The sequence below is a fragment of the Kitasatospora sp. NPDC001664 genome, assembly GCF_053596675.1.
This window is the reverse complement of record NZ_JBSFGS010000005.1, coordinates 163,411-188,024: the sequence shown is the minus strand read 5'-3', so window position 1 is coordinate 188,024 and position 24,614 is coordinate 163,411. Positions and strand designations below refer to the sequence as shown.

Genomic DNA, 24,614 nt, shown 5'->3' with positions numbered 1-24,614 from the left:
TGCAAATCCGACATATTGGCTCACTTGACCGGAGGTGTCGCGCCGTCAGGGGGAGGAGATCAGAGCCCGCTGTCCGGCTCGAAGCGGATCACCACGGCCTTGGAGGTCGGCGTGTTGCTGATCTCGGCGGTGGAGTCCAGCGGCACCAGCACGTTGGTCTCCGGGTAGTACGCCGCCGCCCCGCCCCGGGCCACCGGGTAGTGCACCACCTGGAAGTGCGGGGCCCGCCGCTCGGAACCGTCCCGCCACTCGCTCACCAGGTCGGTGTACGAGCCCTCGGCCAGACCCAGCGCGGCCGCGTCCTCCGGGTTCACCAGGACCACCCGGCGGCCGCCCGAGATGCCCCGGTAGCGGTCGTCCAGGCCGTAGATCGTGGTGTTGTACTGGTCGTGCGAGCGCAGGGTCTGGAGCAGCAGCCGGCCCTCGGGGACCACCGGGGCGGTCAGCGGGTTGACGGTGAAGTTGGCCTTCCCGGTGAGGGTGGGGAAGGTCCGGCTGTCCCGGGGGCCGTGCGGCAGGGCGAAGCCGCCGGGCGCGCGGACCTTGGCGTTGTAGTCGTCGAAGCCCGGTACCACCCGGGAGATCCGGTCCCGGACGGTGTCGTAGTCCTCGGCGAAGCGCTCCCAGGGCAGCTCGTCCTGCTCGCCGAAGACCGCCCGGGCCAGTCGGCAGACGATGGCCGGCTCGGAGAGCAGCTCGTCCGAGGGCGGGCGCAGGCCGCCGCGCGAGGAGTGCACCATGCCCATCGAGTCCTCGACGCTGACGAACTGGGCGCCGGCCGCCGTCCAGTCCCGGTCGGTGCGGCCCAGGGTGGGCAGGATCAGCGCCCGGGCGCCGGTCACCACGTGCGAGCGGTTGAGCTTGGTGGAGACGTGCACGGTGAGCGTGCAGCGGCGCATCGCCGCCTCGGTCACCTCGGTGTCCGGGGTGGCCGCGACGAAGTTGCCGCCCATCGCGAAGAAGACCTTGACCTTGCCGTCCCGCATGCCGCGGATGGTGTCCACCGAGTCCAGGCCGTGCTCGCGCGGCGGGGCGAAGCCGAACTCCTTCTCCAGCGCGTCCAGGAAGGCCGGGGCGGGTCGCTCGAAGATGCCCATGGTGCGGTCGCCCTGCACGTTGCTGTGTCCGCGGACCGGGCAGACGCCGGCGCCCGGCTTGCCGACGTTGCCGCGCAGCAGCAGGAAGTTGACGACCTCCCGGATGGTCGGCACCGCGTGCCGGTGCTGGGTCAGGCCCATCGCCCAGCAGACGATCACCTTGCGGGAGGACAGGGTCAGCTCGGCCAGCTGCCGGATCTGCTCCCAGGGCAGCCCGGTGGCGGCCAGCACCTCCGCCCGGGTGGTGGCCGCGGTCTCGGCGGCGAACTCCTCGAAGCCGTGGCAGTGCTCCTCGACGAAGGCGCGGTCCACGCCGTCCGGGGCGGCCAGGATCATCTGGTTGAGCGCCCGGAAGAGCGCGAGGTCGCCGCCGAGGCGGATCTGCAGGAACAGGTCGGTGAGCTTGGTGCCGTGGCCGGCCAGGCCGCGGGCGTTCTGCGGGTTCTTGAAGCGCTCCAGCCCGGCCTCGGGGAGCGGGTTGACGCTGACGATCGTGGCGCCGGCCCGCTTGGCCCGCTCCAGGGCGGAGAGCATCCGCGGGTGGTTGGTGCCCGGGTTCTGGCCCGCCACGATGATCAGGTCGGCCTGGTAGAGGTCCTTGAGGCTGACGCTGCCCTTGCCGACGCCGAGCGTCTCCACCAGGGCCGAGCCGGAGGACTCGTGGCACATGTTGGAGCAGTCGGGCAGGTTGTTGGTGCCCAGGCGGCGGGCGAACAGCTGGTAGAGGAACGCGGCCTCGTTGCTGGTCCGGCCGGAGGTGTAGAACGCGGCCTCGTCGGGGGAGGCGAGCTGCTTCAACTCCTCGGCGACGATGGCGAAGGCGCGCTCCCAGGAGACGGGCGCGTAGTGGGTCGCGCCCTCGTCCAGCAGCATCGGCTGGGTGAGGCGGCCCTGCTGGCCGAGCCAGTAGCCGGAGCGCTCGGCCAGCTCGGCGACGGAGTGCTCCGCGAAGAACGCGGAGGTGATCCGGCGCTCGGTGGCCTCCTCGGCCACGGCCTTGGCCCCGTTCTCGCAGAACTCGGCGGTGTGGGTCTTGCCGGGCTCCGGCCAGGCGCATCCGGGGCAGTCGAAGCCGTCGGGCTGGTTCACCTTGGTCAGGGTGGCCAGCACCCGCTTGGGGCTCATCTGCTCGGCGGCCATCCGCAGGCTGTGCCCGACGGCGGGGAGGCCCGCCGCCGCGTGCTTCGGATCGGTGACCTTCGCCCGGTCCTGCGCGGGGTCGACCTGCGGCGGCTGCTTCGCCATGACGTCCTACTTCCTCGTACGGACCTGTCCGCCTCCCATCGTAGGTGTGGACGAATTCGGAGACACCGGGGGCGCGGGTGGTTGCGCCCCGCAGGGGCGCGAGGAACTGCGCGCTGGGGAACGGCAGCACGTGCAACTGGCTGACGGTGCATGAGTTGCAGGTGGGCCGCCTTCCGAAGCGCGCAGTTCCTCGCGCCCCCAGGTCGCTGCAGCTGGACGTCGCGTCGCTAGGTGGCCGCAACCGGACGTCGCGTCGACAGTTCGGTCAGCAGTCGGCGGGCGACCGCGTCGTTCTGGCGGAAGCCCGGTGCGTTGGTGCGGGGGCGGGCGAAGGCGGTGTGGGTGCGAGCGGTGGTGAAGGGGCCGAGGGCGGTGCGGCGGGGGTGGGGGGTGCCGTCGGGGGAGAGGATGCGGGCGTCGGCGGGGTCGACCAGGAGCAGGCCGGTGGCGGGTTGGGTGGTGGCGGCTCCGGTGGAGAGGAGGCCGCGCAGGACGGGGTCGGTGGAGCGGTCCAGGGTGTGCTCGGGGAGGTAGGACTCGATCAGGGCGGTGCCGTGCACCAGGTGGCCGGGGACGGTGGGGCTGGTCGCGGTGAAGGTGCCGCGCCGTTCGTCGGTGGAGACGGACAGCTCGCCGCCGAGGAAGCGGACCACCCCCGCCTCGGCCAGTGCCACCAGCTCCCGCAGCCGGAACCCGGGCGGCCCGGAGGCGAGGAAGCTGAAGAAGCCGAACCACCACCCCTCCAGCTCCTCGGCCGTCGAACGGTCCGTCAGCCGGCCGGAGGCGACCAGCCGGGGCAGTTGGCCGAAGAGCGAGAGCAGGGCGAGGAACGCGCCGAGGTCGGCGCTGTGCGCGGGGTCGGCCCGGCGGTCGGCGTCCGCCTCGACGTACGCCAGCAGGTGCGCCTGGAACTCCTCCGGGGTGAACTCCCGCCCCGCCAGCGGCCGGTCCAGCCGTTCGAAGTCCAGCCGGTCCGCCGGGTCCGGGACGGCCTGGGCCACCAGCTCCGCCAACTCGGCGTCGTACCAGTCCAGTCGGTCGTACTCGGCGAGGAAGTCCGGCCACTCCAGGGCGACCCGCGAGGGATGGGCGTGGAAGAGCTCGTGGTAGTGCCCGAAGCCGATCTCCTTCGCCATCAACGGCCAGACGTCCCGCCGCAGTTGGAGCTCGCCGGGCAGCGCGAGCAGCCCGTCCACCGCCGCCCCGTCGAAGTACCGGGGGAGCGGGGCGGGCGGCCCCTTGAGCCGGTAGCCGGTCTTGGAGTGGTACGGGACGCCGCGCCGCGAGCCGACGTGCAGCACCGGCTCGGCGCCGGACGGCAGGTAGCGCAGCCGCCCGTCCGGGCGCTCCTCGTAGCGCCCGCCCCGGCCCTCGGTGAGCAGGACCAGCAGGTCGACGAAGGCCAGGCCGAAGCCCCGGACCAGGGTGTGCTCGCCGGGGGCGAGGCCGCTGAGGTCGGTGTCGGCGGTGAAGGCGGGCGGCAGGTGGAAGAGGCCGTGGCGGTCGGCGAAGGCGGCGAAGCGGGCGTGCCGGGGGTCGGGTTCGGCGGCCAGGTGGCCGAGGGCGAGCACCACCTGGTCGGCGGTCAGCACCCGGTCGGAGAGCTCGACCAGCTGGGGGCCGTCGGCCGGGCCGGTGACGGAGAGCACGGTGTCCCGGTGGATGGTGACCGTGACCTGTGGGGGCAGCTCGGCGAGGGCGCGGCGGAGCGCCCAGTCCAGGTAGGCGCTCTGGGCCCGGCGGGTCGGGAAGTCGGTGGGCGCCAGGGTGCGGAGTTCGGCCTCCACCGCCGCCGAGGCGACCGGCTGGTACGGGGCGAACTCCTCCTGGCGCGGGGCCCATTCGGCCAGCGAGGGCCCGGGCCGGACCGGCCCGTCGATCACCGAGCGCTCGTCGGTGAACAGGGTGACGTCCTCGGCCATCGAGTTCATCCGCAGCAGCGAGGACTGCGCGTCGCGCCAGATCCGGCCCGGGCCGGCCGGGTGCGGGTCGACCAGGTGGATGTCCAGGGGGTGGTCCGGGGGCAGCAGTCCGTCCGCGTTGGCGGCGATCCGCTCCAGCAGACCGGTGGTCCGGGGCCCGGCGCCGACGATCACCAGGGTGCTCATGCCCGTGCCCCCGCCCGGGTCGCCAGGGCCCGCAGCCGCTGGAGCGGCGTCGGTGGCAGTCCGCCCCGGCTGCTGCCGCGCGCGTAGTACCGCTCCAGGTAGTACTGGCCGACCGAGAGCAGGCTGGTCACCGCGACGTACCAGAGGGTGGCGACCAGCAGCAGCGGGATCACCTGGTAGGTCTGGTTGTAGATCAACTGGGCCGAGTAGAGCAGGTCCTGGACCGCCAGCACCGAGACGATGCTGGTGCCCTTGAGGGTGCCGATCAGCATGTTCCCGGCGGTCGGCACGATGGAGCGCATGGCCTGCGGGACGACGATCCGGCGCAGCACCCGGGCCCGGCCGAGGCCGAGCGCCTGGGCGGCCTCCAACTGGCCGTGGTCGACCGAGAGGATGCCGCCGCGGACCACCTCGGCGGCGTAGGCCGCCTCGTGCAGGGTGAGGCCGATCACGGCGGTGAGGGTGGGGCCGAACAGGTTGACCGTCTTCACCGTGAAGAACTCCGGGCCGAACGGCAGGCCCAGGCCCACCGTCGGGTAGAGCGCGCCGATGTTGAACCAGAACAGCAGCTGGACCAGCAGCGGGGTGGAGCGGAAGATCCAGACGAAGCCCCAACTCAAGCTGCGCAGCAGTGGGTTGTCGGTCAGTCGGAGCACCGCCAGCAGGGTGCCGAGGGCGAAGCCGAGCACCATCACGGCGGCGGTCAGCCAGAGGGTGAGCAGCAGGCCCTGGGCGATCGCGGTGGTGGTGAAGTACTGGGCCACCACGTCCCACTGGAAGGCCCGGTTGCGCAGCACCGAGTTCAGCACCAGGGCGAGTACCAGCAGGGCCAGGGCCGAGGCGGCCCACCGGCCCGGGCGGCGCCGGGGCACGATCGGCGGGTCGTCGGCCAGTGGGGCGGCGGTGTCGGTCGGAGGGGTGAGGACAACGGTCATGGGGCGGCTCCGGATCGGCGGGCCACCGCGCCCGGCCGCGCCCCTCAACGCGTCCGGTTCCCGATCGTAGGCAGCCGACCCGTTCCCCTGTCAAGGCCGTCCCGAGCGGCCCGACGTTGCCTGCTGTGACCCGGCTGATAACAGAACATGAAGGAATCCCAGGGCAGTTGACGCCCCGTGAGGCCCGCTGTTCCACTCGAACCACCGGAGCCGCCCCCAGGGGTCGTCCGAAGCCTCCACTCCCGCCGCCGCGCGTACCCCCTCCCCTCGCACCGCCATGTCCGCACGTCCGAAAGGCCCGCCATGCCCGTCGAGTTCCTCGGTATCGCCGCCACCAACGACGGCTCGGAGACCAACCCCCGCAGCGGCGGCGCCTTCGACCGCGACTACACCCTGCGGCTGGCCCGCGCCCACGAGGACCACGGCTGGGACCGGGTGCTGTTCGCCTACGGGTCCGGCTCGCCGGACCCGGCGCCGGCCGCCGCGTACATCGCCTCCAAGCTGGACACCCTGCAGATCCTGCTGGCCCACCGGCCGAACGTCTCCTACCCGACCTTCGCCGCCAAGACCTTCGCCACCCTGGACCAGATCAGCGACGGCCGCCTGACGGTGCACTTCATCACCGGCGGCACCGACCAGGACCAGCGCCGCGAGGGCGACTACGTCACCAAGGACCAGCGGTACGACCGCACCCGGGAGTACATCGCCCTGGTGAAGAAGATCTGGACCACCACCAGCCGCTTCGACCACCACGGCGAGTACTACCGCTTCGAGGACTTCGTCGCCGACGTCTTCCCGGTCCAGCAGCCGCGCCCGCAGGTCTCCTTCGGCGGCTCCTCGGACGCCGCCTACGCGGCCGGAGCGGCCGAGGCCGACATCTTCTGCCTGTGGGGCGAGCCGCTGGCCCGCACCGCCGAGCAGATCGAGCGGGTGAAGCAGGCGGCCAAGGAGGCCGGGCGCACCGACGTGCCGCGGATCCAGGTGGCCTTCCGCCCGATCATCGCGCCCACCGAGGAGCTGGCCTGGGAGAAGGCGCACCGCACGGTGGACCGGATCCGTACCCGGGTCTCGGAGAGCGGCCTGCTGCCGCGCCCCAAGGGTGCGGAGGGCGAGTGGGCTCCCGAGAACACCGGCTCCCAGCGGCTGCTGGAGATCGCCGCCGCCGGAGAGCGCTACGACCGGGCGCTCTGGACCCCGACCGCCGCCGCGACCGGCGGGGCCGGCAACTCCAACGCCCTGGTCGGCACCCCGGAGACGGTGGCGCAGGCCCTGCTGGACTACTACGACCTCGGCGTGGACATCCTCTCCGCCCGTGGCTACGACCTGCTGGACGACGCCGTCGACTTCGGCCGGTACGTGATCCCGATCGTCCGCGAGGAGGTCGCCAAGCGGGACGCGGCCAAGGCGGCCGCCGGTGAGGCCGCCGCCGCATGACCGGCCTGCTGGAGGTCCGCCGGGTCCGCCTGGACGACCCGCTCGCCGAGCCGCTGGTCCGCGAGCTCACCCACGAGTACGTCACCCGCTACGGCCCGGGCGGCGCCCAGGAGATGACCCGCTTCCCGGCCGCCGAGTTCGCCCCTCCGGACGGCACCCTGCTGCTCCTGCTGACGGACGGTCAGCCGGTGGCCGGCGGCGCCTACCGCCGGTACGAGGACGACACGGCCGAGGTCAAGCGGATGTGGACGCACTCGGCGCACCGCCGCCGGGGCCTGGCCCGCCGGGTGCTGGCCGAGCTGGAGGCCGAGGCCGCCCGCACCGGCTACCGGCGGATGTACCTCACCACCGGCCCGCGCCAGCCCGAGGCCAAGGCGCTCTACCTGGCGGCCGGCTGGACCCCGCTGTTCGACACCGGCGCCCCCGGCCCCGACACCGGCCCGCTCCCCTTCGAGAAGCACCTGCACCTGACCGAGCCCGACCCGTTCCGGAAGGCACAGACCCCGTGAGACGCACCCCCGCCCTGACCGTCGCCGCCCTGCTGCCGCTGGCCCTGGCCACCGCCTGCGGCTCCGGTCCTGCCAACGCCCCCTCCCCAGCCGGGAGTTCGGCGCTGGCGGCGGCGAGCCAGGACGTGGTCTCCGCCGTCGCCAAGGTCGACTCGGTCGCGGCCCTGCTGCCCGAGGAGGTCCGCAAGGCCGGCACGCTCAAGCTCGGCGGTTCCTCCGGCACCCCGCCGAGCGCCTTCTACCCGGACCCGGCGGTGAAGAAGGCGGCCGGGATCGACGTGGACTTCACCGACGCGGTGGCCAAGGTGCTGGGGATCAGGATCCAGCGCGAGGAGGCCGCCTTCGAGACCATCCTCCCCGCCCTGGACAGCGGCAAGTTCGACCTGGGCACCGGCAACTTCGGGGTCACCACCGCCCGGCTGAAGACCATCGACTTCGTCACCTACATCAACGACGGCCAGGGCTTCGCGGTCCGCAAGGACGACACCGCCCGGCAGCCGGTGAAGACCATCGACGACCTCTGCGGCCTGACCATCGGCACCGGCGTGGGCACCACCTTCGAGACCACCCTGAACGCCAAGAAGAACGTGTGCACCGACGCCGGCAAGAAGACCTACGAGGTGCGCGCCTACTCCGACTCGGGCGCCACCCTGACCAGCCTCCAGCAGGGCAAGGTCGACCTGGTGATGTCGACCATCAACGGCCTGCGCCACCAGGCCGCCCAGCCCGCATCCGGCACCCGCTTCCTCAGCGAGTTCCGCCGGCTGGACGTCGGCTTCGCCTTCAAGAAGGGCTCCCCGCTCACCCCGGCCTTCCAAGGAGCCGTCAACCAGCTGATCCAGAACGGCACCTACGCCAAGATCCTGGCCAAGTGGGGTACCGCTGAGTCGGCCATCCCGGCGTCCGAGATCAGCCCGCCCGAGAGGCCCTGACCATGACCGCGACCGTGACCGAACGGCCGGCGGTGGCCGAGGACGACCTCGCCGACCTGCCCGTGGTGCCGGCCCGCCACCCCTGGCGGCTGGTGGCCGGGGTGCTGGCCCTGGTGGTGGTGGCCCAGTTCCTGCACGGGCTGGCCACCAACCCCGGCTGGGACTGGGCCACCTTCCGGGCCTTCGTCACCGCCGACACCATCCTGAGGTCCGTCGGGGTGACCCTCCAACTCACCCTCTACGGAACGGTGCTGGGCTTCGCCCTGGGAGCGGTGGTGGCCCTGCTGCGGCTCTCCCCGAGCCGCATCCTGCAGACCATCGCCTGGGCCTACGTCTGGGCCTTCCGCTCCATCCCGCTGATCGTCCAGCTGGTCTTCTGGTTCAACCTCTCGTACCTCTACAAGGAGTTCGGGATCGGCATCCCGTTCGGGCCGACCGTGGCCAGCTTCGAGACCATGGACCTGCTCGGCGCGCTCGGCGCCGCCGTGCTCGGGCTGGCCCTGCACCAGGCCGCCTACGCGGCCGAGATCATCCGGGCCGGGGTCATCTCGGTGGAGGCCGGCCAACTGGAGGCCGCCGCCGCGCTGGGCATCCCCCGGCTGCGCCAGCTGCGCCGGATCGTGCTGCCGCAGGCCATGCGCGCCATCCTGCCGAACGCCGGCAACGAGGTGATCTCGCTCTTCAAGGGCTCCTCCATCGTCTACGTGATGGCGATCGGCGAACTCTTCTACCAGGTCCAGGTGGTCTACGGCCGGACCGGCCGGGTGGTGCCGCTGCTGATGGTGGCCACCGTCTGGTACGTGGTGCTCACCACCCTGCTCTCGATCGGCCAGTACTACCTGGAGCGCCACTACGCCCGGGGCGCCGACCGCACCCCGCCGCCCACCCCGTGGCAGCAGCTGCGGTCGAGGCTCCGTCAGATCCCCGTCGCCGCAGGAGGCCGGACATGACCAGTACCGCGATGGTGGACGTCCGCGGCGTCCGCAAGTCCTTCGGCCGGCTGGAGGTGCTGCGCGGGGTCGACCTCCAGGTCGAGGCCGGGTCGGTCACCGTGGTGCTCGGCCCCTCCGGCTCCGGCAAGTCCACCCTGCTGCGGGCCATCAACCACCTGGAGAAGCTCGACCGCGGCCACGTCACCATCGACGGCGAGCTGATCGGCTACCGGCGCTCGGGCGGCAAGCTGTACGAGCTCAAGGAGCGCGAGGTGCTGCGCCAGCGCACCCACATCGGCTTCGTCTTCCAGAACTTCAACCTCTTCCCGCACCTGACCGTGCTGGAGAACGTCACCGAGGCCCCGGTCGGCGCGCTGCGCCGCCCCAAGGCCGAGGCCCGCGCGCAGGCGCTGGCCCTGCTGGACCGGGTCGGCCTGGCCGACAAGGCCGACGCCTACCCGCGCCAGCTCTCGGGCGGCCAGCAGCAGCGCGTCGCCATCGCCCGGGCGCTGGCCCTGGAGCCCAAGGTGCTGCTCTTCGACGAGCCCACCTCGGCGCTCGACCCGGAGCTGGTCGGCGAGGTGCTCGACGTCATCAAGGACCTGGCCGAGGCCGGCACCACGATGATCGTCGTCACCCACGAGATCGGCTTCGCCCGCGAGGTGGCCGACACGGTGGTCTTCATGGACGGCGGCGTGGTGGTCGAACAGGGCCCGCCCGCCGAGGTGCTGGACCGCCCGCAGCACGACAGAACCCGCAGTTTCCTCGCCAAGGTCCTCTGATCCGAATGGAGCCCGTCACCGTGTCCGCGCACCGCCGTTCCCTCCTCGCCCTGCCCGCGCTCGCCCTGCTGCTCGCCGCCTGCGGCGGCCCCGCCCCGGCGGCGGAGAGCAAGGGGAACACCGCGCCGGACGGCACCAAGGTCAACCTGACGGCCGACCAGAAGCGCGTCTCCACCGCCAAGGTGGACGCGATCGCGGCCCTCGTCCCGGAGGAGATCCGCAAGCGCGGCACGCTCAAGGTGGTCGACTCGCTCGGCACCGTCCCGCCGCTGGACTTCTACGCCGACGACAACAAGACGATCATCGGGGTGGAGCCGGACGTCGCCTTCCTGATCGGCGACGTGCTGGGCCTCAAGGTCGAGCTCAACCCGGTCTCCTGGGAGAACATCTTCGTCGGCCTGGACTCCGGCAAGTACGACGTGGGCCTGTCCAACATCACCGTCACCGAGGCCCGCAAGGAGAAGTACGACTTCGCCACCTACCGGCTGGACATCCTGGGCTTCGAGGCCAAGAAGGGCTCCGGCTGGAAGGTCAGCGGCCCCAAGGACGTGGCCGGCAAGACCATCTCGGTCTCCTCCGGCACCAACCAGGAGAAGCTGCTGGTCGCCTGGAACGAGGAGAACGTCAAGAACGGCCTCAAGCCGGTGGACATCAAGTACTTCCAGAACTCCTCCGACTACTACCTGGCGCTGGGCTCCGGCCGGATCGACGCCCACCTCGGCCCCAACCCGGTCGCCGCCTTCCACGCCGCGCAGACCGGCGAGACCGAGATCGTCGGCACCTACTCGGGCGCCGGCGCCCAGGTGCTCGGCAAGATCGGTGCCACCACCAAGAAGGACAACGGCCTGGTGAACGCGCTGCACCAGGCGCTGGACACGGTCATCAAGAACGGCACCTACGGCCAGGTGCTCAAGCGCTGGGGGCTGGAGAACGAGGCCGTGCAGTCCTCCGAGCTCAACCCGCCCGGTCTGCCGAAGACCAACCAGTAGCCCGAAGTTCTCCTCCCGGCCGCCCGGGTGTGGTGGACTCGCCTCGACGCGGGCGGACTTGGGGGAGAGCAGGATGCAGGCCGGGGACGTGCTGGACGGCAAGTACCGCTTGGTGGACGAGCTGGGCAGGGGTGGCTTCGGCGTGGTCTGGCGCGCCGAGGACACCCGGCTGGGCCGGGAGATCGCCGTCAAGGTGATCTCCGAGGCGGCCTACCGGAGCCCGGCCGACCTGGAGCGGTTCACCGACGAGGCCCGGGCGGTGGCCTCGCTGAACCACCCGCACATCGTCACCCTGCACGACCTGGGGGAGAGCGAGGGCCTGCACTTCCTGGTGATGGAGCTGGTCCGGGGCCGCCCGCTGTCCGCGCTGGCCCGCCAGGTGAAGCTCGAACTCCCGGAGGTACTCCGGTGGTTGGGCCAGGTCTGCGAGGCGCTGGCGGCCGCCCACCGGGCCGGGGTGGTGCACCGGGACATCAAGCCGGAGAACATCATGATCGCCGACTCCGGCACCGCCAAGGTGCTGGACTTCGGCATCGCCCGGCTGGACGGCCGGGCGGCCGGGCTCACCACCGTCGGCACGGTGATCGGCAGCCCGCCCTACATGGCGCCCGAGCGGTGGACGGGCACCAAGGTGGACGGCCGCTCCGACCTCTACTCGGTCGGCTGCATCCTCTACGAACTCTGCGTCGGGAAGCCGCCGTTCGGCGCCGAGGACGTCTTCGTGGTGATGCACGGCCACGTCAGCGACCCGCCGCCGCGGCCGCGCGAGCGGGTGCCGGGCCTGCCGGCCGAGCTGGAGGAGCTGATCCTCGAACTGCTCGCCAAGGACCCGGAGCAGCGGCCGCCGGACGGGCTGACGGTGGCCCGCCGGCTGGCCGAGGTCCCGCTGACCAGCACCGCCGAGCTGCGCCGACGGGCGGACGAGGCCTGGACGCTGGCCTCGGCCGGGGCGCCGGCCGAGGCGGGCCGCCGGCTCTGGCCGCTGATCGGCGAGTTCGCCCGGGTCTGCGGTCCGCACGACCCGCGCACCCTGCGGGCCTGCCACGACCTGGCGCTCTGCCTGGCCGCCGAGGGCCGGTACCCCGAGGCGGCCGGTCTGATGGCGGACGTGCTGGCCACCGGCGTCACCGGCCTGGTGGCCGAGGACGCCGCCCGGGACCTGGCCCGGTTCACCGCCCGGCTGGGCGGCCAGGCGGGGCCGGTGGGCGGTCAACTCGCCCTGCTGGTGGGCCGCTGAGCGCCTCCGGCACGCGCTCCAGCACGCCCGCGCCGAAGACCTCGTACAGCGGCAGGGTCTCCAGGTGGACGTACCCGATGTGGCAGTCGCAGACCGGCAGCGGGCAGGGCCGCTCGGCCAGTGCGGCCCGGTAGGAGCCGTCGTAGAGGTTGCCGAGCGGCGCACGGACGAAGTGGCAGCGCTGCACCGAGCCGTCGCCCATGACCGAGACCACCGAGGAGCCCGTCCGGCAGGGGCGGCCCTCGCTGGGGTGCGGGTGGCGGCTCCAGGCGAACAGCGGGTCGAGGGCCTGCCAGTCGGCCGCTTCGGCGTCGGTGTAGGTGCGGCCCTCGGCGGCGTTCACCCAGAGGTAGACCGACGGGTTCAGTGCCGCTCGCAACTCCCTTGCCGGGTCCAGGTGTTCGGGCTGGCCGACGATGCCGACGCTGTACCGGACGCCGAGCGCGTCCAGCTCCCGGCACTTGGCCAGGAAGCGGTCGAGGGCCACCTGCCCGGGGTGGTACGTCACCCAGAGGGCGAGGGCGTCCAGGTCGGCCTCGGCCAGCCAGCCGGTGCGGCAGCTGAGGTTGGTCTGGATCGCCACCCGGCGGACGTTCGGCAGCCGGCTGAGCTGCACCATCGCCCGCCGGTACCAGGAACGGACCAGCCCCTCGCCCCAGGGGGTGAAGAGCACCGAGAGGCCGGGCTGGGACGGCGCCCAGGCGGTGAAGCGCTCCAGTGCGGCCCGGTCGGCCCGCAGGGTCTGCGGGCTGTCCCGCCGCTTGGCGAACGGGCAGTACGGACAGTCGTAGTCGCAGGAGGACAGCGGGCCCCGGTAGAGGACGGTCAACTCCGGTGGCACCGGCGCCGGTTGGCCGGGCAGGCCGAGGAAGGTGGTCATCGCAGCTCGTACTCCGCCATCGCCGCCGCCACCGCCGGGGAGAACAGGGCGGGGCCGACCGCGTCCGAGTACGCCAGCCCCTCGGCGGTCAGCGCGAGTCGGCCACCGGTCTCCGACAGCCAGCCGCGCCCGTCGAAGGAGGCCAGCTCGGCCGGGAAGTCCTCGGCCGGGGTGGAGCCGAACCGACTCCGGTAGTCGTCGAGTTCGAGTCCTTCGGCCTGGAGCAGGGACTGCAGCAGGTGGCGGCGGCGGGCCTCGTCGCCGGTCATCGGGCGGCCCACCTCGGCGTGCCCGAAGTCCTCGGTGGCCACGTAGGAGTCGATGATCGAGCGCACCTCCTTCGGGTCCACCGCGTAGTCGAAGGAGTAGTGCAGCCGGGAGGTGTAGGAGCGCGCCCCGCAGCCCAGGCCCACCATGCCGTCGGTCTGGCAGCTGTACTCGCCCGCCACCTCGGCCGGAGCGTCGGCACGGCGGAACATCCGCATCGACACCTGCCGGTACCCCTGCGCCAGCAGGTGGTCCCGCCCGGTCCGGTAGAGCGCCAGGCGCCGGCCGTCCCAGTCCTGTGGGGTCTCCCGGCGGGCCAGCCCGGTCAGCGGACGGACGTAGAGCGGGTAGAGGTAGAGCTCCTCCGGCCGCCAGGCCAGCGCGGCGTCCAGCGAGCGCAGCCAGCTGGCCCCGGTCTGGCCGTCGATGCCGTAGATCAGGTCGACGTTGAGCACCGGGAAGCCGGCCGCCCGGATCCGGCCCAGCGCCGCCTCCACCTCGGCCCGCTTCTGCGGGCGGACGGCCGCCCGGGCCTCCTGGTCGTCGAAGGACTGCACGCCCAGGCTCAGCCGGGTGGTGCCGCGCTCGGCCAGCACCGCCAGCCGGTCGGCGGTGGCGGTGGCCGGGGAGGCCTCCACCGAGAGCGGCACGGCCCGCAGGTCCACGCCGGTGTGACGCTCCGTCAGGTCGCAGAGCCGCTCCAGCTCACCCGCCGTCAGGTAGGTCGGGGTGCCGCCGCCGAAGGCCGCCAGGGCGAACCGGGCCCCCTCGTCCAGGGCGGACCGGACGGCCGCGGCCTGCCGCTCCAGGGCGTCCAGGTAGGCGGTGGTCAGGCCGTCGGGGCTGCCGATCCGGGTGAAGAGGTTGCAGAAGCCGCAGCGCACCTCGCAGAACGGGACGTGCACGTAGAGCGAGAGCGCCTGCTGAGGCTCGTCCTGCCAGAGCTCGGAGAGCGCGGGGCGGTCCCGCAGCGGCCGGTAGGCGGTCTTGTGCGGGTAGGCGTAGACGTAGGACTGATAGGGCCTCATGAACGCTGCTGCTCCAAGAAACTGTGCTGTTCCAGAAAGAACTGTGCGTAGGGCACCGTCCAGACCACCTCGTGGCCGATCCGGTGGCCGGTGTAGCCGTCCTCGCCGTAGGCGGTGCCGTGGTCCGAGCAGACGACGGCGAAGCAGGGCCGCCGGGCGCTCATCGCGGCGAACAGACGCCCGAGGTGGGCGTCCACGTACTCCAGCGCGGCGGCGTGGCTGGCCCGGGTGTCGCCGTCCTCGCGGGTGGCCCCGGGGAGGTGGAACCAGTTGGGCTGGTGCAGGGCGGAGACGTTGAGCAGCAGGAAGAGCGGCTGCTCCGGCGGCTGGGCCGCCGCGACCTGCTCGGCGCGGGCCACCTGGGCCTCGAAGGAGGTGGGCGAGGGGACGCCGAACTCCGGCTCCCAGTGGCTCTCCTGGAACATCCCGGGCAGCACCGAGCCGAGCGGACCCTGCTTGTTGAAGAAGCCGACCCCGCCGATGCAGACCGTCCGGTACCCGGCGGCGGCCAGGGCGGTGGGCAGGTCGGGCGCGTCGAAGACCCAGGTCCGCTCGGCGGTGGTCTCCGAGCCGCCGAACCGGGCCGCGAACAGGCGCGGGTGCGGCCCGTCCGGCGAGGCCGGGGTGGGCAGGAAGCCGGCCAGGATCGCCTGGTGGGCGGCGTAGGTGAAGCTGCCGGGGGAGTGCCGCCGCTCCCAACGGCCGCCCGGGAGCACGGCGGTGAGGTTCGGCAGCCGCCCGGCGGCGGCCAGCTCCTCGGCCACGTCGTAGCGGAGCGTGTCCAGGGTGACCAGCAGCAGGTCGTGGCTGCCGACCACCTCGTTCATGTCGGGGGTGTGGGGCAGGTCGGGTGTCTTCACTGTTCTCCGAGCAGCGCCGCGATCTGGGCGCCGTAGGTGTCGAGCCCGGGGGCGGGGCCCTCGGGGAGGCCGGGCAGGTTCGGCAGCAGGTCGCCGAAGGCGTTCACCTCGCCGACGTACGAGCGCCGCCAGCCGGCCGAGGGCAGCACGTCCACGCCCACCATCGGCAGGCCGGGCAGGCAGGCGGCGGCCCGTGCGCCGAGCTCCAGCAGCCTGGCCCAGTGCGGGCCGGCGGCGGCCCGCAGCTCCGCCGGCCCGCCCCGGCGGCCGCCCAGGTGGAGGTTGGTCAGCGGTCCGGCGGCGGTCCTGGCCACCACATGGGTGACCTCGCCGCGCACCACCACCAGACGCAGGTCGGCCGAGCGGCCGCCGAGCGCGGCCTTGGGCACCCACCGCTCCACGTGCAGCCCGTCCGGGGCCAGCCGGTCGACGATCGCGGCGATCTCGGCCTCGGCGGTGTAGCGGCGGACCCGGAGCGAGTTGTGCAGCCCGTCCGGGGCGAGCTCCACCGAGGTGGTGGCGTGCACCCGGCCGCGCGGGCCGAACTCCAGCGCCACCACCCCGGCGGCGGAGGAGCCGTGCGCGGGCTTCACGAAGACCCGGTTCAGCCCCGCCTCCGCCAGCCGCCGGCGCAGCCCGTCCCAGCCCTCGACCGGCCCGCCGCCGAGCGCCCGGGGCACCGGGACGCCGTGAGCCGTCATCAGTGCGTGGGTGGCCCGCTTGTCGCAGACCACGGCCACCTGGGCCGGGTCGGCCAGCAGCCGGGCGCCGGGGGCGCGGCCGACCGCCTCCGCCAGGGTGCCCAGGCCGCGCAGCAGCCCGGCGTACCAGGCGGCGCTCCCCTCCACCCGGGTCGGCGCGTACCCGGGGCCGCGCAGCAGCGCGTCCACCTCCGGGTCCTCGCCGGGGGAGTCCACCCGGACGGCGGCGCCCTCGGGGACCTCGACCGCGCCGCGCAGCACCTCCCGCCAGGGCAGCAGCACCGGCTCGGGCAGCCCGGCCGCCCGGACCGCCGCCGCGAAGAGCTCCACCCGGCGGTGGCCCGGGTGGCCGACGACCGCGTGACGGACCGTCATTCGCCGTTCGCCACGTACCGCCAGTCGTCCTCCGGGTCCTCGGCCCCCGAGAGGTCCAGCTCGACGCCGGGCAGAGCGGCGCGCAGCCGCTCCTGCGCGGCCTCGGTGAGGTAGTGGTGGTGCAGGTCGAGGCGCTTGAGGTGGGTCAGCCCGAGCAGGGCGTCCGCTCCCGCGTCGGTCAGGGTGCCGAGGGCCAGGCTCAGCCCCTCCAGGCGGGCGGTCAGCGGGGCGGCGGCCACGGCGGCGGCCAGCGCGTCCTGCCGCATGCCGTTCTCCAGACCGAGGTGGCGCAGGGCGGGGAACAGCTCGCCGGAGAGCAGCGGGGCGAGGTCCTCGTCGGTGTAGCTGGCGCCGTAGTCGGAGGTGCCCAGCCAGAACTCCAGCCGCTCCAGCGCCGGCAGGTCGGAGGCCAGCACCGACCGCACCACCTCGCCCGGCAGCCCGCCGGACTCGAAGCGCAGCGCCCGCAGGTGCTGGTGCTTCACCGGCTCCAGCCTCAGCCCGCCGTTGCCCTCGTAGTCGCCGTCGGCGCCGCGGACCACCAGCTCCGTCAGCTCCGGATAGGCCGTCAGCAACGGGGTGACGTCGTCCATCTGGAGCCAGGAGATCTCGCACTCCTCGAAGGTGACCTCACCGAGGAAGAGCCCCCGCAGCTGCGGGAAGCGCGCGGCGTCCGCCACCAGCGCGGTGACCACCGGGGTCACCAGCTCGTACTCCTCCTCCCACCACGGCCCGATCACCAGGGCCCGCACCCGCGTGGTGTCCACCGCCGCGGTGAAGGCCGCCCAGACCGCCGCGAAGTCCTGGCCCCCGTCGTACTCCACCTGCACCCGCCAGGCCACCGACTCCGGCGCGGGCCCGGCATCGGGCGTGCCCTCGTGGTCGGTGAAGTCGTGGACCGGGAGCCCGTGGAACTCCTCGATGTGCTTGCTGATCGCCATGGGCACCTGTCTACCAGTCAGCTCCGACGGAGCACCGGTGGCCCGCTGTCAAGCGTGCTGGACACCGAATCGGTGCTCCGGCGGCTTGGATGAATTGATAGGAATCCGCCGACTGGACACCTCTGGATCGAAGGCTCCGGCGGTTGATATACCTCGGATGCTCCTCCATGGCATGCGACGAACCAGGTGGTGATGGGCAGTGAAGCTCCTCCGAGTCGGCCCCCAGGGCGCCGAGCGCCCCGTGGTGCTCGGGCAGGACGGCACCGCGTACGACCTCTCCGGGATCACCGGCGACATCGACGGGGCCTTCCTGGCCGCGCTCGACCCGGCCGGGCTCGCCCGGGCCGTCGCGGCCGGCGAGCTGCCGGTCACCTCGATCGAGGGCGAGCGCACCGGCGCCCCGGTCGCCCGGCCGGGCAAGGTGGTCGGGATCGGCCTCAACTACCGTGACCACGCGGCGGAGGCCGGCGCGGCGATCCCGGCCGAGCCGGTGGTCTTCCTCAAGTCCTCCAACACGGTGGTCGGTCCGTACGACGAGGTCCTGGTGCCGCGCGGCAGCACCAAGACCGACTACGAGGTCGAACTGGCCGTGGTGATCGGGCGGACGGCCCGGTACCTGGACGACCACGAGGCCGCGGCCGCGGCGATCGCCGGGTACGCGGTGGTCAACGACGTGACCGAGCGGGCCTTCCAGTTCGACCGCGGCGGCCAGTGGGACAAGGGCAAGTCCGCCGAGACCTTCACCCCGCTCGGCCCCTGGCTGGTCACCCCGGACGAGGCCGGGGACCCGCAGGAGCTGGGGCTGCGCCTCTGGGTCAACGGCGAGCTCCGGCAGGACGGCACCACCGCCGAGATGATCTTCCCGGTGGTCGAACTGGTCCGCTACCTCAGCCACTTCATGGTCCTGGAGCCCGGCGACGTCATCGTCACCGGCACCCCCGCCGGCGTCACCCTCGGCCGCCCGGGCACCCCGTTCCTCCAGCCCGCCGACGTGGTCGAACTCGAGGTCACCGGCCTCGGCCGCCAACGCCAGGTCCTCGGCAAGGCCTGACGAACGGCGCACCTGGCTGACGGAAGTGGTCACACCGGGGGCGCGGGGAACTGCGCGCGGTGGAAAGGCAGCACGTGCAACCGGCTGACGGCGGTTCAGTTGCCGGTGGGCCGCCTCCCGACCCGCGCAGTTCCTCGCGCCCCTAACGGCCCAGGCGGTGCAGGAGGGCGACCGCCTGCGGGTCGCGGTCCAGGAGGGCGGTCAACACCCCTGCGGTCTGCGGGTCGTGGGCGGCGGTCGCGGCGGTCATCACCACGAACTGGTCGATCAGCCAGTCCCGCAGCGACTCCGGCTCGATCTGGCGCCCCTCGTCGAGCCAGGTCAGCGCCGAGGCCTCGACCACCGAGATCCAGGAGCGGACCAGCAGGGTCAGCCGCGGTCCCGCGGCCTCCCGCACCCCGAGGTGCCGCAGCGTCCGCCGCAGCGCGACCCGCCGCACCTCGTCCACGATCGCCCCGGTCCGCGCCGTCTCCACCACGGACCCGCCGCGCAGCAGCGCCCCGTACCCGGTGTGGTGCTCGGCCACGAACTCGAAGTACCGGTCCAGGACCGCGGCCAGCTGCTCGGTCGGCGTGCCGTCCGGCGGCACGGTGAAACGGCCCGACAGCTCCTCCGCCGCGCTGCGCAGGGCGGCCTCGTAGAGCTGCTGCTTTCCGGCGAAGTACCGGTAGACCAGCGGCCGGGAGGCGCCGGCCGCCTCGGCCACGTCGTCGAGGCTGACCTCCTCCGGAGGGCGGGAGGCGAACAGCTCCAGCGCCACCGCGATCAGCTGCTCCCGACGTTGCTGCACGGGCAGCCGCCGGTATCCGGGCCGCCGCGTCGCCGTGGCCGGGTCCGCCGGGACCTCCGCCGTGGCCGTGGCCGGAGCCAGTGCCGGTGCCGGGTCCGTGGTCGGGATCGTCGCAGTCATGGCCGTCAGGGTAGCCGCCCGCCCGGCCTCCACCCCTCCCCCGATCTGCTCCGGTTTCGGCGGGGCGGCCCGATGAAGCGGACATAACGGACCATCATGTCAGCGTCGGCCGCACCAGCGAGGGAGTCGGGTTGCAGGAGAGCGTGAACGAGCAGCCCGTGCGCCGGGGCGCGGCCGCCCGCGCGGGGCAGGCGGTCTGGCGGTACGTCAGGGCGGCGCCCGGCACCTTCACCTGGCTGCTGCTGCTGGCCTGCACCAGCTTCGTGGTGGCCCGGATCGACCCGGCCAACCTGGACTGGTTCCTGGGGAAGCGGTCCACCAACATCGACCAGCTGCGCTCGCACCCGGTGCACGCCCTGCTGGCCAGCGCGATCTGGACCGAGTCCGCCTCCTTCCCCTTCTACTTCGTGATCTTCAACGTCTTCCACGTCCCGGCCGAGCGCTGGCTCGGCACCCTGCGCTGGCTGGCCGTCGCGCTCACCGCGCACGTGCTGGCCACCTTCATCAGCGAGGGCATCGTCGCCTGGGGAGTGGACGCCGGACGGCTGCCGGAGAACATGGCCACCACGGTGGACGTGGGGGTCTCCTACGCGCTGGCCGGGGTCGAGGGCGTGCTCACCTACCGGTTCGCCGGCCGCTGGCGCTGGGTCTACGGCACCGGCCTGCTCTTCTTCTACCTCCTCCCGCTGATCACCTCGCACACCTTCACCGACCTCGGCCACTTCTGCTCGGTGCTGATCGGCCTGAGCTTCTACCGCTTCGCCCGCGGCCGCCCGGTCTGGGACCCGGTCGAGGCCCTGCGCGCCCTGCGCCGCCGTGCCGCCCCCTGACGGTCGGTCCGAACTGCCGGGGGCAGTTTCCGGCGGCGCCCCGGCATCCCTCTCCGGGGGGCTTGCAAACCGGCCCGCCTGCGCGAGGATGTCCGGATGGTTGAACCACTGATCAACTCCGACAGCGACGGCTCCACCCCGCGCCGCATCGCCGACGCGTACGTCCACGCCCTGGTCGCCCTCGACCCGCTGACCGCGGTCTACCTCGGGCTGGGGCCGCAGGACGACGACCGGCTCCCCGACCTCTCCCCGGCCGGCCAGGCCGCCGTGGCCGAGCTGGCCCGCCACACCCTGGCGCGGCTGGACGCGGCGGAGGCGGCCGGTGCGGCCGCCGACGAGGCCGAGCGCCGCTGCGCCCGGCTGCTGCGCGAGCGGCTGACCGCGGAGCTGGCCGTCCACGAGGCCGGCGAGGACTTCCGCGCCGTCCGCAACCTCTCCTCCCCGCTGCACGGCGTCCGCGAGATCTTCGACCTGCTGCCCACCGGGACCCCGGAGCAGTGGGAGCTGATCGGCCGCAGACTCGCCCGGGTGCCCGCCACCCTGGCCGGCTACCGCGAGCTGCTCGCCGAGGGCATCGAGCGCGGCCTGCTCTCGGGCCCCCGTCAGGTCACCACCGTGGTCGGCCAGTTGGAGGAGTGGCTGGAGGGCGGCCCGGGCGGCTGGTTCGGCCGCTTCGTCGAGCCGGCCCCCGCCGAGCAGCGGGAGGCCCTGACGGCGGCCGCCGTCTCCGCCGCCGAGGCCTTCGCCGAGCTGCGCGACTGGCTGCGCGACGTCTACGGCGCGGCCGCCGCCGGCCAGTCCGACACCGTCGGCCGCGAGCGGTACGCCCGCTGGGTCCGCTACTGGACCGGCTCCGACCTCGACCTGGACGAGGCGTACGCCTGGGCCTGGGGCCAGTTCCACGAGCTGGACGCGCAGATGCGGGCCGAGGCCGGCAAGGTGCTGCCCGGAGCCACCCCGATGGAGGCGATGGCCTGGCTGGAGAAGGACGGCCCGGCGATCCGGGGGGAGGAGGCCGTCCGGGAGTACCTCCAGGGCCTGATGGACCAGGCGATGAGCGACCTCCAGGGCGTGCACTTCGACCTGGCCGACCCGCTGCTGCAGGTCGAGTCCCGGATCGCCCCGCCCGGCAGCGCCGCCGCCCCGTACTACACCGCCCCCTCGCTGGACTTCTCCCGCCCCGGCCGCACCTGGCTGCCGCTGCTGGGCCGGGAGAGCTTCCCGGTCTGGGACCTGGTCTCCACCTGGTACCACGAGGGCGTCCCCGGCCACCACCTCCAGCTGGCCCAGTGGACGTACTGCGCGGACAGGCTGTCGACCTATCAGGTCACCCTCGGCGGCGTGAGCGCCAACCTGGAGGGCTGGGCCCTGTACGCCGAGCGCCTGATGGACGAGCTCGGGTACCTGACCGACCCCGGCCACCGGCTCGGCTACCTGAACGCGCAGATGATGCGCGCGCTGCGGGTGATCGTGGACATCGGCATGCACGTCGGCCTGGACTTCCCGGCCGACTCGCCGTTCAAGCCCGGCGAGGCGATGCTGCCCGACGACGCCCGGGAGTTCTTCGGCCGTTACTGCGGGCTCTCGGTCGAGTTCCTGGACAGCGAGCTGATCCGCTACCTCGGCCTGCCCGGCCAGGCGATCGGCTACAAGCTCGGCGAGCGGGCCTGGCTGCGCGGCCGCGAGGCGGCCCGTGCCGCCGCCGCGGCCCGCGGCGAGGAGTTCGACCAGAAGGCCTGGCACATGGCCGCGCTCTCCCAGGGCTCGCTGGGCCTGGACGACCTGGTCGAGGTGCTGGCCGCACTGTAGCGGCGGACGGCCGCCCGGGCACCGGCCCGGGCGGCCGAATTGCCGCTCACCCGTCCGAGGGATCTCCTGGATGGAGCAGCTCGGAGAGAGCGCGCTCTCTCCGGCGTCCCCCGGAAGGCGGCCCACGGTGTCCCATCTGCACGCTCCCGAAGACCGCACGGCCGATTCCCGCCGCTGGTGGGCACTGGCCGTGATCGCCATCGCCCAGCTGATGATCGTGCTGGACGCGACCATCGTGAACATCGCGCTGCCATCCGCCCAGAAGGCCCTCGGCATCTCGGACGCCAACCGGCAGTGGGTGATCACCGCCTACACGCTGGCCTTCGGCGGACTGCTGCTGCTCGGCGGCCGGATCGGCGACCTGTTCGGCCGCAAGCGGACCTTCACCGTCGGCCTGCTCGGCTTCGCGGTGGCCTCCGCGATCGGCGGCCTGGCCACCGAGGGCTGGATGCTGTTCGCCGCCCGCGCCCTCCAGGGCGCCTTCGGCGCGGTGCTCGCCCCCTCGGCCCTCTCGCTGCTCTCCACCACCTTCACCGACCCGAAGGAGCGCTCCACCGCCTTCGGTGTCTTCGGCGCCATCGCCGGCTGCGGCGCGGCGATCGGCCTGATCTCCGGCGGTCTGCTCACCGAGTACCTGGACTGGCGCTGGTGCCTGTTCGTCAACATCCCGATCGCCCTCGGCGCCGCGATCGGCGCCTTCTACCTGCTCCAGCGCGACCACGTGGAGAAGCACCACCGGACCAGGCTCGACCTGCCCGGCGCGGTGCTCGGCTGCGGCGGCCTGCTGGCCATCGTCTACGGCACCTCGGAGGCCACCGGCCGCGGCTGGGGCGACTGGCTGGTGCTCGGCTGCCTGGTTCTCGGCGTGCTGCTGCTGGCCCTGCTGGTCGTGGTGGAGAAGCGCACCACCCACCCGCTGCTGCCGCTGCACATCATCGGCGACCGCAACCGCGGCGGCGCCGCGCTGGCGGTCGGCATGGCGATGATCGGGATGTTCGGCCTGTTCCTCTTCCTCACCTACTACCTCCAGGTGATCAAGGGGTACTCGCCGGTCATGGCCGGCGTCTCCTTCCTGCCGATGACCGGGGCGATCATCCTGGCCTCCACCGGCTTCGCGGCCCGGATGATGACCAGGGTGCCGTCCCGGAACCTGGTGGTGCCCGGGCTGCTGCTGGCGGCGGCCGGCATGGCCTGGCTGATCAACCTCAAGGTGGACAGCTCCTACCTGACGATGGTGCTGCCCAGCGAGCTGCTGCTCGGCTTCGGCATGGGCCTGATCTTCATGCCGACCATGAGCCTGGCCACCCTCGGCGTCGCCCCGAACGAGACCGGCGCCGCCTCCGCCGTCATCAACACCGCCCAGCAGGTGGGCGGTTCGATCGGCACCGCGCTGCTCAACACCATCGCGGCCAGCGTCACCACCACCTACCTGGTGAGCCGGAACGCGGCCGACCCGGCGGTGCAGGCCCAGGGCGCGGTGCACGGCTACTCGGTGGCCACCGTCGTGGCCATGGGCATCCTGATCGCGGCGGCGGTGATCGCCTTCCTGATGATCGACCACAAGCCCGTCCCGGGGGAGGCGGAGTCCGAGCGGACGGTGCACGCGGCGGTCTGAGCCCCGCCCGACGGGGCGTCAACTCCCGGCAATCCCTTGCGGAAAGATCCCGCAAGGGATTGCCGTCGTGCGGGCGCCCCTGGTTGACTCCCGCCATGACCGAGAACGACCTGCTGGTGGTCGGCGGAGCCGGCGTCGACACCATCGTCCGGGTGGACCGGCTCCACCTGCCCGACGCCGACTCGCTGCACGTCCCACCGGTGCGGGACCACGCCGCACACACCGGCACCGGGGTCGCGCTCGGCGCCCACCGGCTGGGGCTGCGCACCACCTTCCTCGACTACCTGGGCGAGGACCCGCAGGCCGAACTGCTGCTGGCCGAATTCCGGCGCCACGGGCTGCCATTCCACCACCTGGTCTCCCCGGACGGCACCCCGCGCTCGGTCAACCTGGTGGACGCCCAGGGCCGCCGGTTCTCCTTCTACGACGGCCGGCACCCGGCGGCGCTGCGGCTGCCGTCCGCCTTCTACCTGCCGCACCTGGAGCGCAGCCGGCACGTCCACCTCTCGATCACCGGCGTCAACCGCGACATGTTCGAGGACGTCCGGCGGCTCGGCCGGACCAGCTCGACCGACCTGCACGACTGGGACGGCGAGAACCCGCACCACCTGCACTACGCGCTCAACGCCGACCTGGTCTTCCTCTCGGCGGCGGGGAGCCGGGGGCGGACGGCGGACCTGATGCGGCGCGTCCTGGCGGACGGCCGGGCGCGGGTGGTCTGCGCCACCGACGGCGCGGCCGGCAGCCGGGTGCTGCTGCGCGAGGACCCCTCCGTCCTGCACCACGTCCCGGCCGTGGACCCGGGCCGCCCCGTGGTCGACACCAACGGCGCGGGCGACGCCCACGTCGCCGGCTTCCTGCACGCCTGGCTCGCGGGCCGCCCACCGCTCGACGCCGCCCACGCGGGCGCACTGACCGGGGCGTACGCCTGCACCGCCGCCGGAACGGGGCCCGTCGTACGCACGTGGTGACGCGAGGGACGTAGCGGCGATCCCGGGCGCGTGCCGGGACGTGCCCCGCAGGGGCGCGGGGAACTGCGCGCAGGGGAACGGCAGCACGTGCAACTGGCTGACGGTGGTTCAGTTGCCGGTGGGCCGCCTTCCGATTCGCGCAGTTCCTCGCGCCCCCAGGTCGCTGCCCTTCCGGG

At 73.1% G+C, this 24,614-nt stretch carries 21 protein-coding genes; 12 read left to right on the top strand and 9 right to left on the bottom strand.

Going from position 1 to position 24,614, the window contains the following annotated elements; all coding sequences use genetic code 11:
* Window positions 1-59: 59 nt before the first annotated feature.
* The 3 genes from ACWCYY_RS09655 to ACWCYY_RS09645 all read right to left on the bottom strand — a co-directional run bounded on the left by ACWCYY_RS09655 (window position 60) and on the right by ACWCYY_RS09645 (window position 5,385).
* Complete coding sequence (locus ACWCYY_RS09655; protein WP_345290063.1) at window positions 60-2,342, bottom strand: FdhF/YdeP family oxidoreductase; 2,283 nt, start codon at window positions 2,340-2,342, stop codon at window positions 60-62.
* Between the two features lie 227 nt (window positions 2,343-2,569).
* Window positions 2,570-4,450: an FAD/NAD(P)-binding protein gene (locus ACWCYY_RS09650; RefSeq protein ID WP_449795602.1), complete on the bottom strand. Its 1,881-nt coding sequence runs from the start codon at window positions 4,448-4,450 to the stop codon at window positions 2,570-2,572.
* Window positions 4,447-5,385 carry an amino acid ABC transporter permease gene (locus tag ACWCYY_RS09645; RefSeq protein ID WP_449795601.1) on the bottom strand — a complete coding sequence of 313 codons (939 nt, stop codon included), beginning with the start codon at window positions 5,383-5,385 and terminating at the stop codon, window positions 4,447-4,449. The genes ACWCYY_RS09650 and ACWCYY_RS09645 overlap by 4 nt, the downstream gene beginning before the upstream one ends.
* 303 nt (window positions 5,386-5,688) lie before the next feature.
* Here ACWCYY_RS09645 and ACWCYY_RS09640 point away from each other — a divergent pair, with 303 nt between their 5' ends.
* The 7 genes from ACWCYY_RS09640 (at window position 5,689) to ACWCYY_RS09610 (ending at window position 12,200) form a co-directional block, all read left to right on the top strand.
* Window positions 5,689-6,819 carry an LLM class flavin-dependent oxidoreductase gene (locus ACWCYY_RS09640; RefSeq protein WP_449795600.1) on the top strand — a complete coding sequence of 377 codons (1,131 nt, stop codon included), beginning with the start codon at window positions 5,689-5,691 and terminating at the stop codon, window positions 6,817-6,819.
* Window positions 6,816-7,328, top strand: a complete 513-nt coding sequence (locus ACWCYY_RS09635; protein ID WP_345290068.1) for a GNAT family N-acetyltransferase — start codon at window positions 6,816-6,818, stop codon at window positions 7,326-7,328. Before ACWCYY_RS09640 ends, ACWCYY_RS09635 begins: the two co-directional genes overlap by 4 nt.
* The gene (locus ACWCYY_RS09630; protein ID WP_345290069.1) at window positions 7,325-8,260 is read left to right on the top strand and encodes an ABC transporter substrate-binding protein; all 936 of its coding nucleotides are present in this window, start codon (window positions 7,325-7,327) and stop codon (window positions 8,258-8,260) included. The genes ACWCYY_RS09635 and ACWCYY_RS09630 overlap by 4 nt, the downstream gene beginning before the upstream one ends.
* Before the next feature lie 2 nt (window positions 8,261-8,262).
* The gene (locus ACWCYY_RS09625) at window positions 8,263-9,210 is read left to right on the top strand and encodes an amino acid ABC transporter permease (protein ID WP_345290070.1); all 948 of its coding nucleotides are present in this window, start codon (window positions 8,263-8,265) and stop codon (window positions 9,208-9,210) included.
* Window positions 9,207-9,974 (top strand): amino acid ABC transporter ATP-binding protein, encoded by a 768-nt coding sequence (locus ACWCYY_RS09620; RefSeq protein WP_345290071.1) that lies wholly within the window; start codon window positions 9,207-9,209, stop codon window positions 9,972-9,974. Before ACWCYY_RS09625 ends, ACWCYY_RS09620 begins: the two co-directional genes overlap by 4 nt.
* A 20-nt stretch (window positions 9,975-9,994) precedes the next feature.
* Complete coding sequence (locus tag ACWCYY_RS09615) at window positions 9,995-10,963, top strand: ABC transporter substrate-binding protein (RefSeq protein ID WP_380150124.1); 969 nt, start codon at window positions 9,995-9,997, stop codon at window positions 10,961-10,963.
* Between the two features lie 73 nt (window positions 10,964-11,036).
* Window positions 11,037-12,200 carry a protein kinase domain-containing protein gene (locus ACWCYY_RS09610; protein ID WP_449795599.1) on the top strand — a complete coding sequence of 388 codons (1,164 nt, stop codon included), beginning with the start codon at window positions 11,037-11,039 and terminating at the stop codon, window positions 12,198-12,200.
* Here the strand turns inward: ACWCYY_RS09610 and ACWCYY_RS09605 are convergent.
* From ACWCYY_RS09605 to ACWCYY_RS09585, 5 genes are read right to left on the bottom strand one after another with little or no spacing between them, the layout of a single operon-like run.
* The gene (locus tag ACWCYY_RS09605; protein ID WP_449795598.1) at window positions 12,133-13,080 is read right to left on the bottom strand and encodes an STM4011 family radical SAM protein; all 948 of its coding nucleotides are present in this window, start codon (window positions 13,078-13,080) and stop codon (window positions 12,133-12,135) included. The genes ACWCYY_RS09610 and ACWCYY_RS09605 overlap by 68 nt on opposite strands.
* Window positions 13,077-14,375: an STM4012 family radical SAM protein gene (locus ACWCYY_RS09600; RefSeq protein ID WP_345290075.1), complete on the bottom strand. Its 1,299-nt coding sequence runs from the start codon at window positions 14,373-14,375 to the stop codon at window positions 13,077-13,079. Before ACWCYY_RS09600 ends, ACWCYY_RS09605 begins: the two co-directional genes overlap by 4 nt.
* A complete protein-coding gene (locus ACWCYY_RS09595) occupies window positions 14,372-15,202 on the bottom strand; it encodes an STM4013/SEN3800 family hydrolase (RefSeq protein WP_345290246.1) in 831 nt (276 codons plus the stop codon). Before ACWCYY_RS09595 ends, ACWCYY_RS09600 begins: the two co-directional genes overlap by 4 nt.
* A 29-nt stretch (window positions 15,203-15,231) precedes the next feature.
* Entirely contained in the window at window positions 15,232-16,311 is a 1,080-nt protein-coding gene (locus ACWCYY_RS09590) for an STM4014 family protein (RefSeq protein WP_449795597.1), read from the bottom strand.
* Window positions 16,308-17,252 carry an STM4015 family protein gene (locus tag ACWCYY_RS09585; protein WP_449795596.1) on the bottom strand — a complete coding sequence of 315 codons (945 nt, stop codon included), beginning with the start codon at window positions 17,250-17,252 and terminating at the stop codon, window positions 16,308-16,310. The genes ACWCYY_RS09590 and ACWCYY_RS09585 overlap by 4 nt, the downstream gene beginning before the upstream one ends.
* A 199-nt stretch (window positions 17,253-17,451) precedes the next feature.
* Here ACWCYY_RS09585 and ACWCYY_RS09580 point away from each other — a divergent pair, with 199 nt between their 5' ends.
* Window positions 17,452-18,303, top strand: a complete 852-nt coding sequence (locus tag ACWCYY_RS09580) for a fumarylacetoacetate hydrolase family protein (RefSeq protein ID WP_449795595.1) — start codon at window positions 17,452-17,454, stop codon at window positions 18,301-18,303.
* A gap of 142 nt (window positions 18,304-18,445) precedes the next feature.
* Here the strand turns inward: ACWCYY_RS09580 and ACWCYY_RS09575 are convergent, their stop codons facing one another.
* On the bottom strand, window positions 18,446-19,213 hold the full coding sequence (locus ACWCYY_RS09575) for a TetR/AcrR family transcriptional regulator (RefSeq protein ID WP_449795594.1): 768 nt from the start codon (window positions 19,211-19,213) through the stop codon (window positions 18,446-18,448).
* Between the two features lie 143 nt (window positions 19,214-19,356).
* Here ACWCYY_RS09575 and ACWCYY_RS09570 point away from each other — a divergent pair, with 143 nt between their 5' ends.
* The 4 genes from ACWCYY_RS09570 to ACWCYY_RS09555 all read left to right on the top strand — a co-directional run bounded on the left by ACWCYY_RS09570 (window position 19,357) and on the right by ACWCYY_RS09555 (window position 24,438).
* Window positions 19,357-20,043, top strand: coding sequence for a rhomboid-like protein (locus tag ACWCYY_RS09570; protein WP_345290081.1), 687 nt, complete (start codon window positions 19,357-19,359; stop codon window positions 20,041-20,043).
* Window positions 20,044-20,139: 96 nt separating this feature from the next.
* Window positions 20,140-21,852: a DUF885 domain-containing protein gene (locus tag ACWCYY_RS09565; RefSeq protein WP_449795593.1), complete on the top strand. Its 1,713-nt coding sequence runs from the start codon at window positions 20,140-20,142 to the stop codon at window positions 21,850-21,852.
* Between the two features lie 70 nt (window positions 21,853-21,922).
* A complete protein-coding gene (locus ACWCYY_RS09560) occupies window positions 21,923-23,467 on the top strand; it encodes an MFS transporter (protein ID WP_380150123.1) in 1,545 nt (514 codons plus the stop codon).
* Window positions 23,468-23,562: 95 nt separating this feature from the next.
* Window positions 23,563-24,438, top strand: a complete 876-nt coding sequence (locus ACWCYY_RS09555) for a carbohydrate kinase family protein (protein ID WP_449795592.1) — start codon at window positions 23,563-23,565, stop codon at window positions 24,436-24,438.
* The last annotated feature ends 176 nt before the right edge of the window (window positions 24,439-24,614 follow it).

Excerpts from the sequence above, each read along its gene's own strand:
- ACWCYY_RS09645 (WP_449795601.1), bottom strand. The coding sequence starts at position 5,385 with ATGACCGTTGTCCTCACCCCTCCGACCGACACCGCCGCCCCACTGGCC.
- ACWCYY_RS09560 (WP_380150123.1), top strand. The coding sequence starts at position 21,923 with ATGGAGCAGCTCGGAGAGAGCGCGCTCTCTCCGGCGTCCCCCGGAAGG.
- ACWCYY_RS09610 (WP_449795599.1), top strand. The coding sequence starts at position 11,037 with ATGCAGGCCGGGGACGTGCTGGACGGCAAGTACCGCTTGGTGGACGAG.
- ACWCYY_RS09640 (WP_449795600.1), top strand. The coding sequence starts at position 5,689 with ATGCCCGTCGAGTTCCTCGGTATCGCCGCCACCAACGACGGCTCGGAG.
- ACWCYY_RS09585 (WP_449795596.1), bottom strand. The coding sequence starts at position 17,252 with ATGGCGATCAGCAAGCACATCGAGGAGTTCCACGGGCTCCCGGTCCAC.
- ACWCYY_RS09605 (WP_449795598.1), bottom strand. The coding sequence starts at position 13,080 with ATGACCACCTTCCTCGGCCTGCCCGGCCAACCGGCGCCGGTGCCACCG.
- ACWCYY_RS09555 (WP_449795592.1), top strand. The coding sequence starts at position 23,563 with ATGACCGAGAACGACCTGCTGGTGGTCGGCGGAGCCGGCGTCGACACC.
- ACWCYY_RS09565 (WP_449795593.1), top strand. The coding sequence starts at position 20,140 with ATGGTTGAACCACTGATCAACTCCGACAGCGACGGCTCCACCCCGCGC.
- ACWCYY_RS09595 (WP_345290246.1), bottom strand. The coding sequence starts at position 15,202 with ATGAACGAGGTGGTCGGCAGCCACGACCTGCTGCTGGTCACCCTGGAC.
- ACWCYY_RS09575 (WP_449795594.1), bottom strand. The coding sequence starts at position 19,213 with ATGACTGCGACGATCCCGACCACGGACCCGGCACCGGCACTGGCTCCG.
- ACWCYY_RS09650 (WP_449795602.1), bottom strand. The coding sequence starts at position 4,450 with ATGAGCACCCTGGTGATCGTCGGCGCCGGGCCCCGGACCACCGGTCTG.
- ACWCYY_RS09600 (WP_345290075.1), bottom strand. The coding sequence starts at position 14,375 with ATGAGGCCCTATCAGTCCTACGTCTACGCCTACCCGCACAAGACCGCC.
- ACWCYY_RS09635 (WP_345290068.1), top strand. The coding sequence starts at position 6,816 with ATGACCGGCCTGCTGGAGGTCCGCCGGGTCCGCCTGGACGACCCGCTC.
- ACWCYY_RS09590 (WP_449795597.1), bottom strand. The coding sequence starts at position 16,311 with ATGACGGTCCGTCACGCGGTCGTCGGCCACCCGGGCCACCGCCGGGTG.
- ACWCYY_RS09625 (WP_345290070.1), top strand. The coding sequence starts at position 8,263 with ATGACCGCGACCGTGACCGAACGGCCGGCGGTGGCCGAGGACGACCTC.
- ACWCYY_RS09620 (WP_345290071.1), top strand. The coding sequence starts at position 9,207 with ATGACCAGTACCGCGATGGTGGACGTCCGCGGCGTCCGCAAGTCCTTC.
- ACWCYY_RS09655 (WP_345290063.1), bottom strand. The coding sequence starts at position 2,342 with ATGGCGAAGCAGCCGCCGCAGGTCGACCCCGCGCAGGACCGGGCGAAG.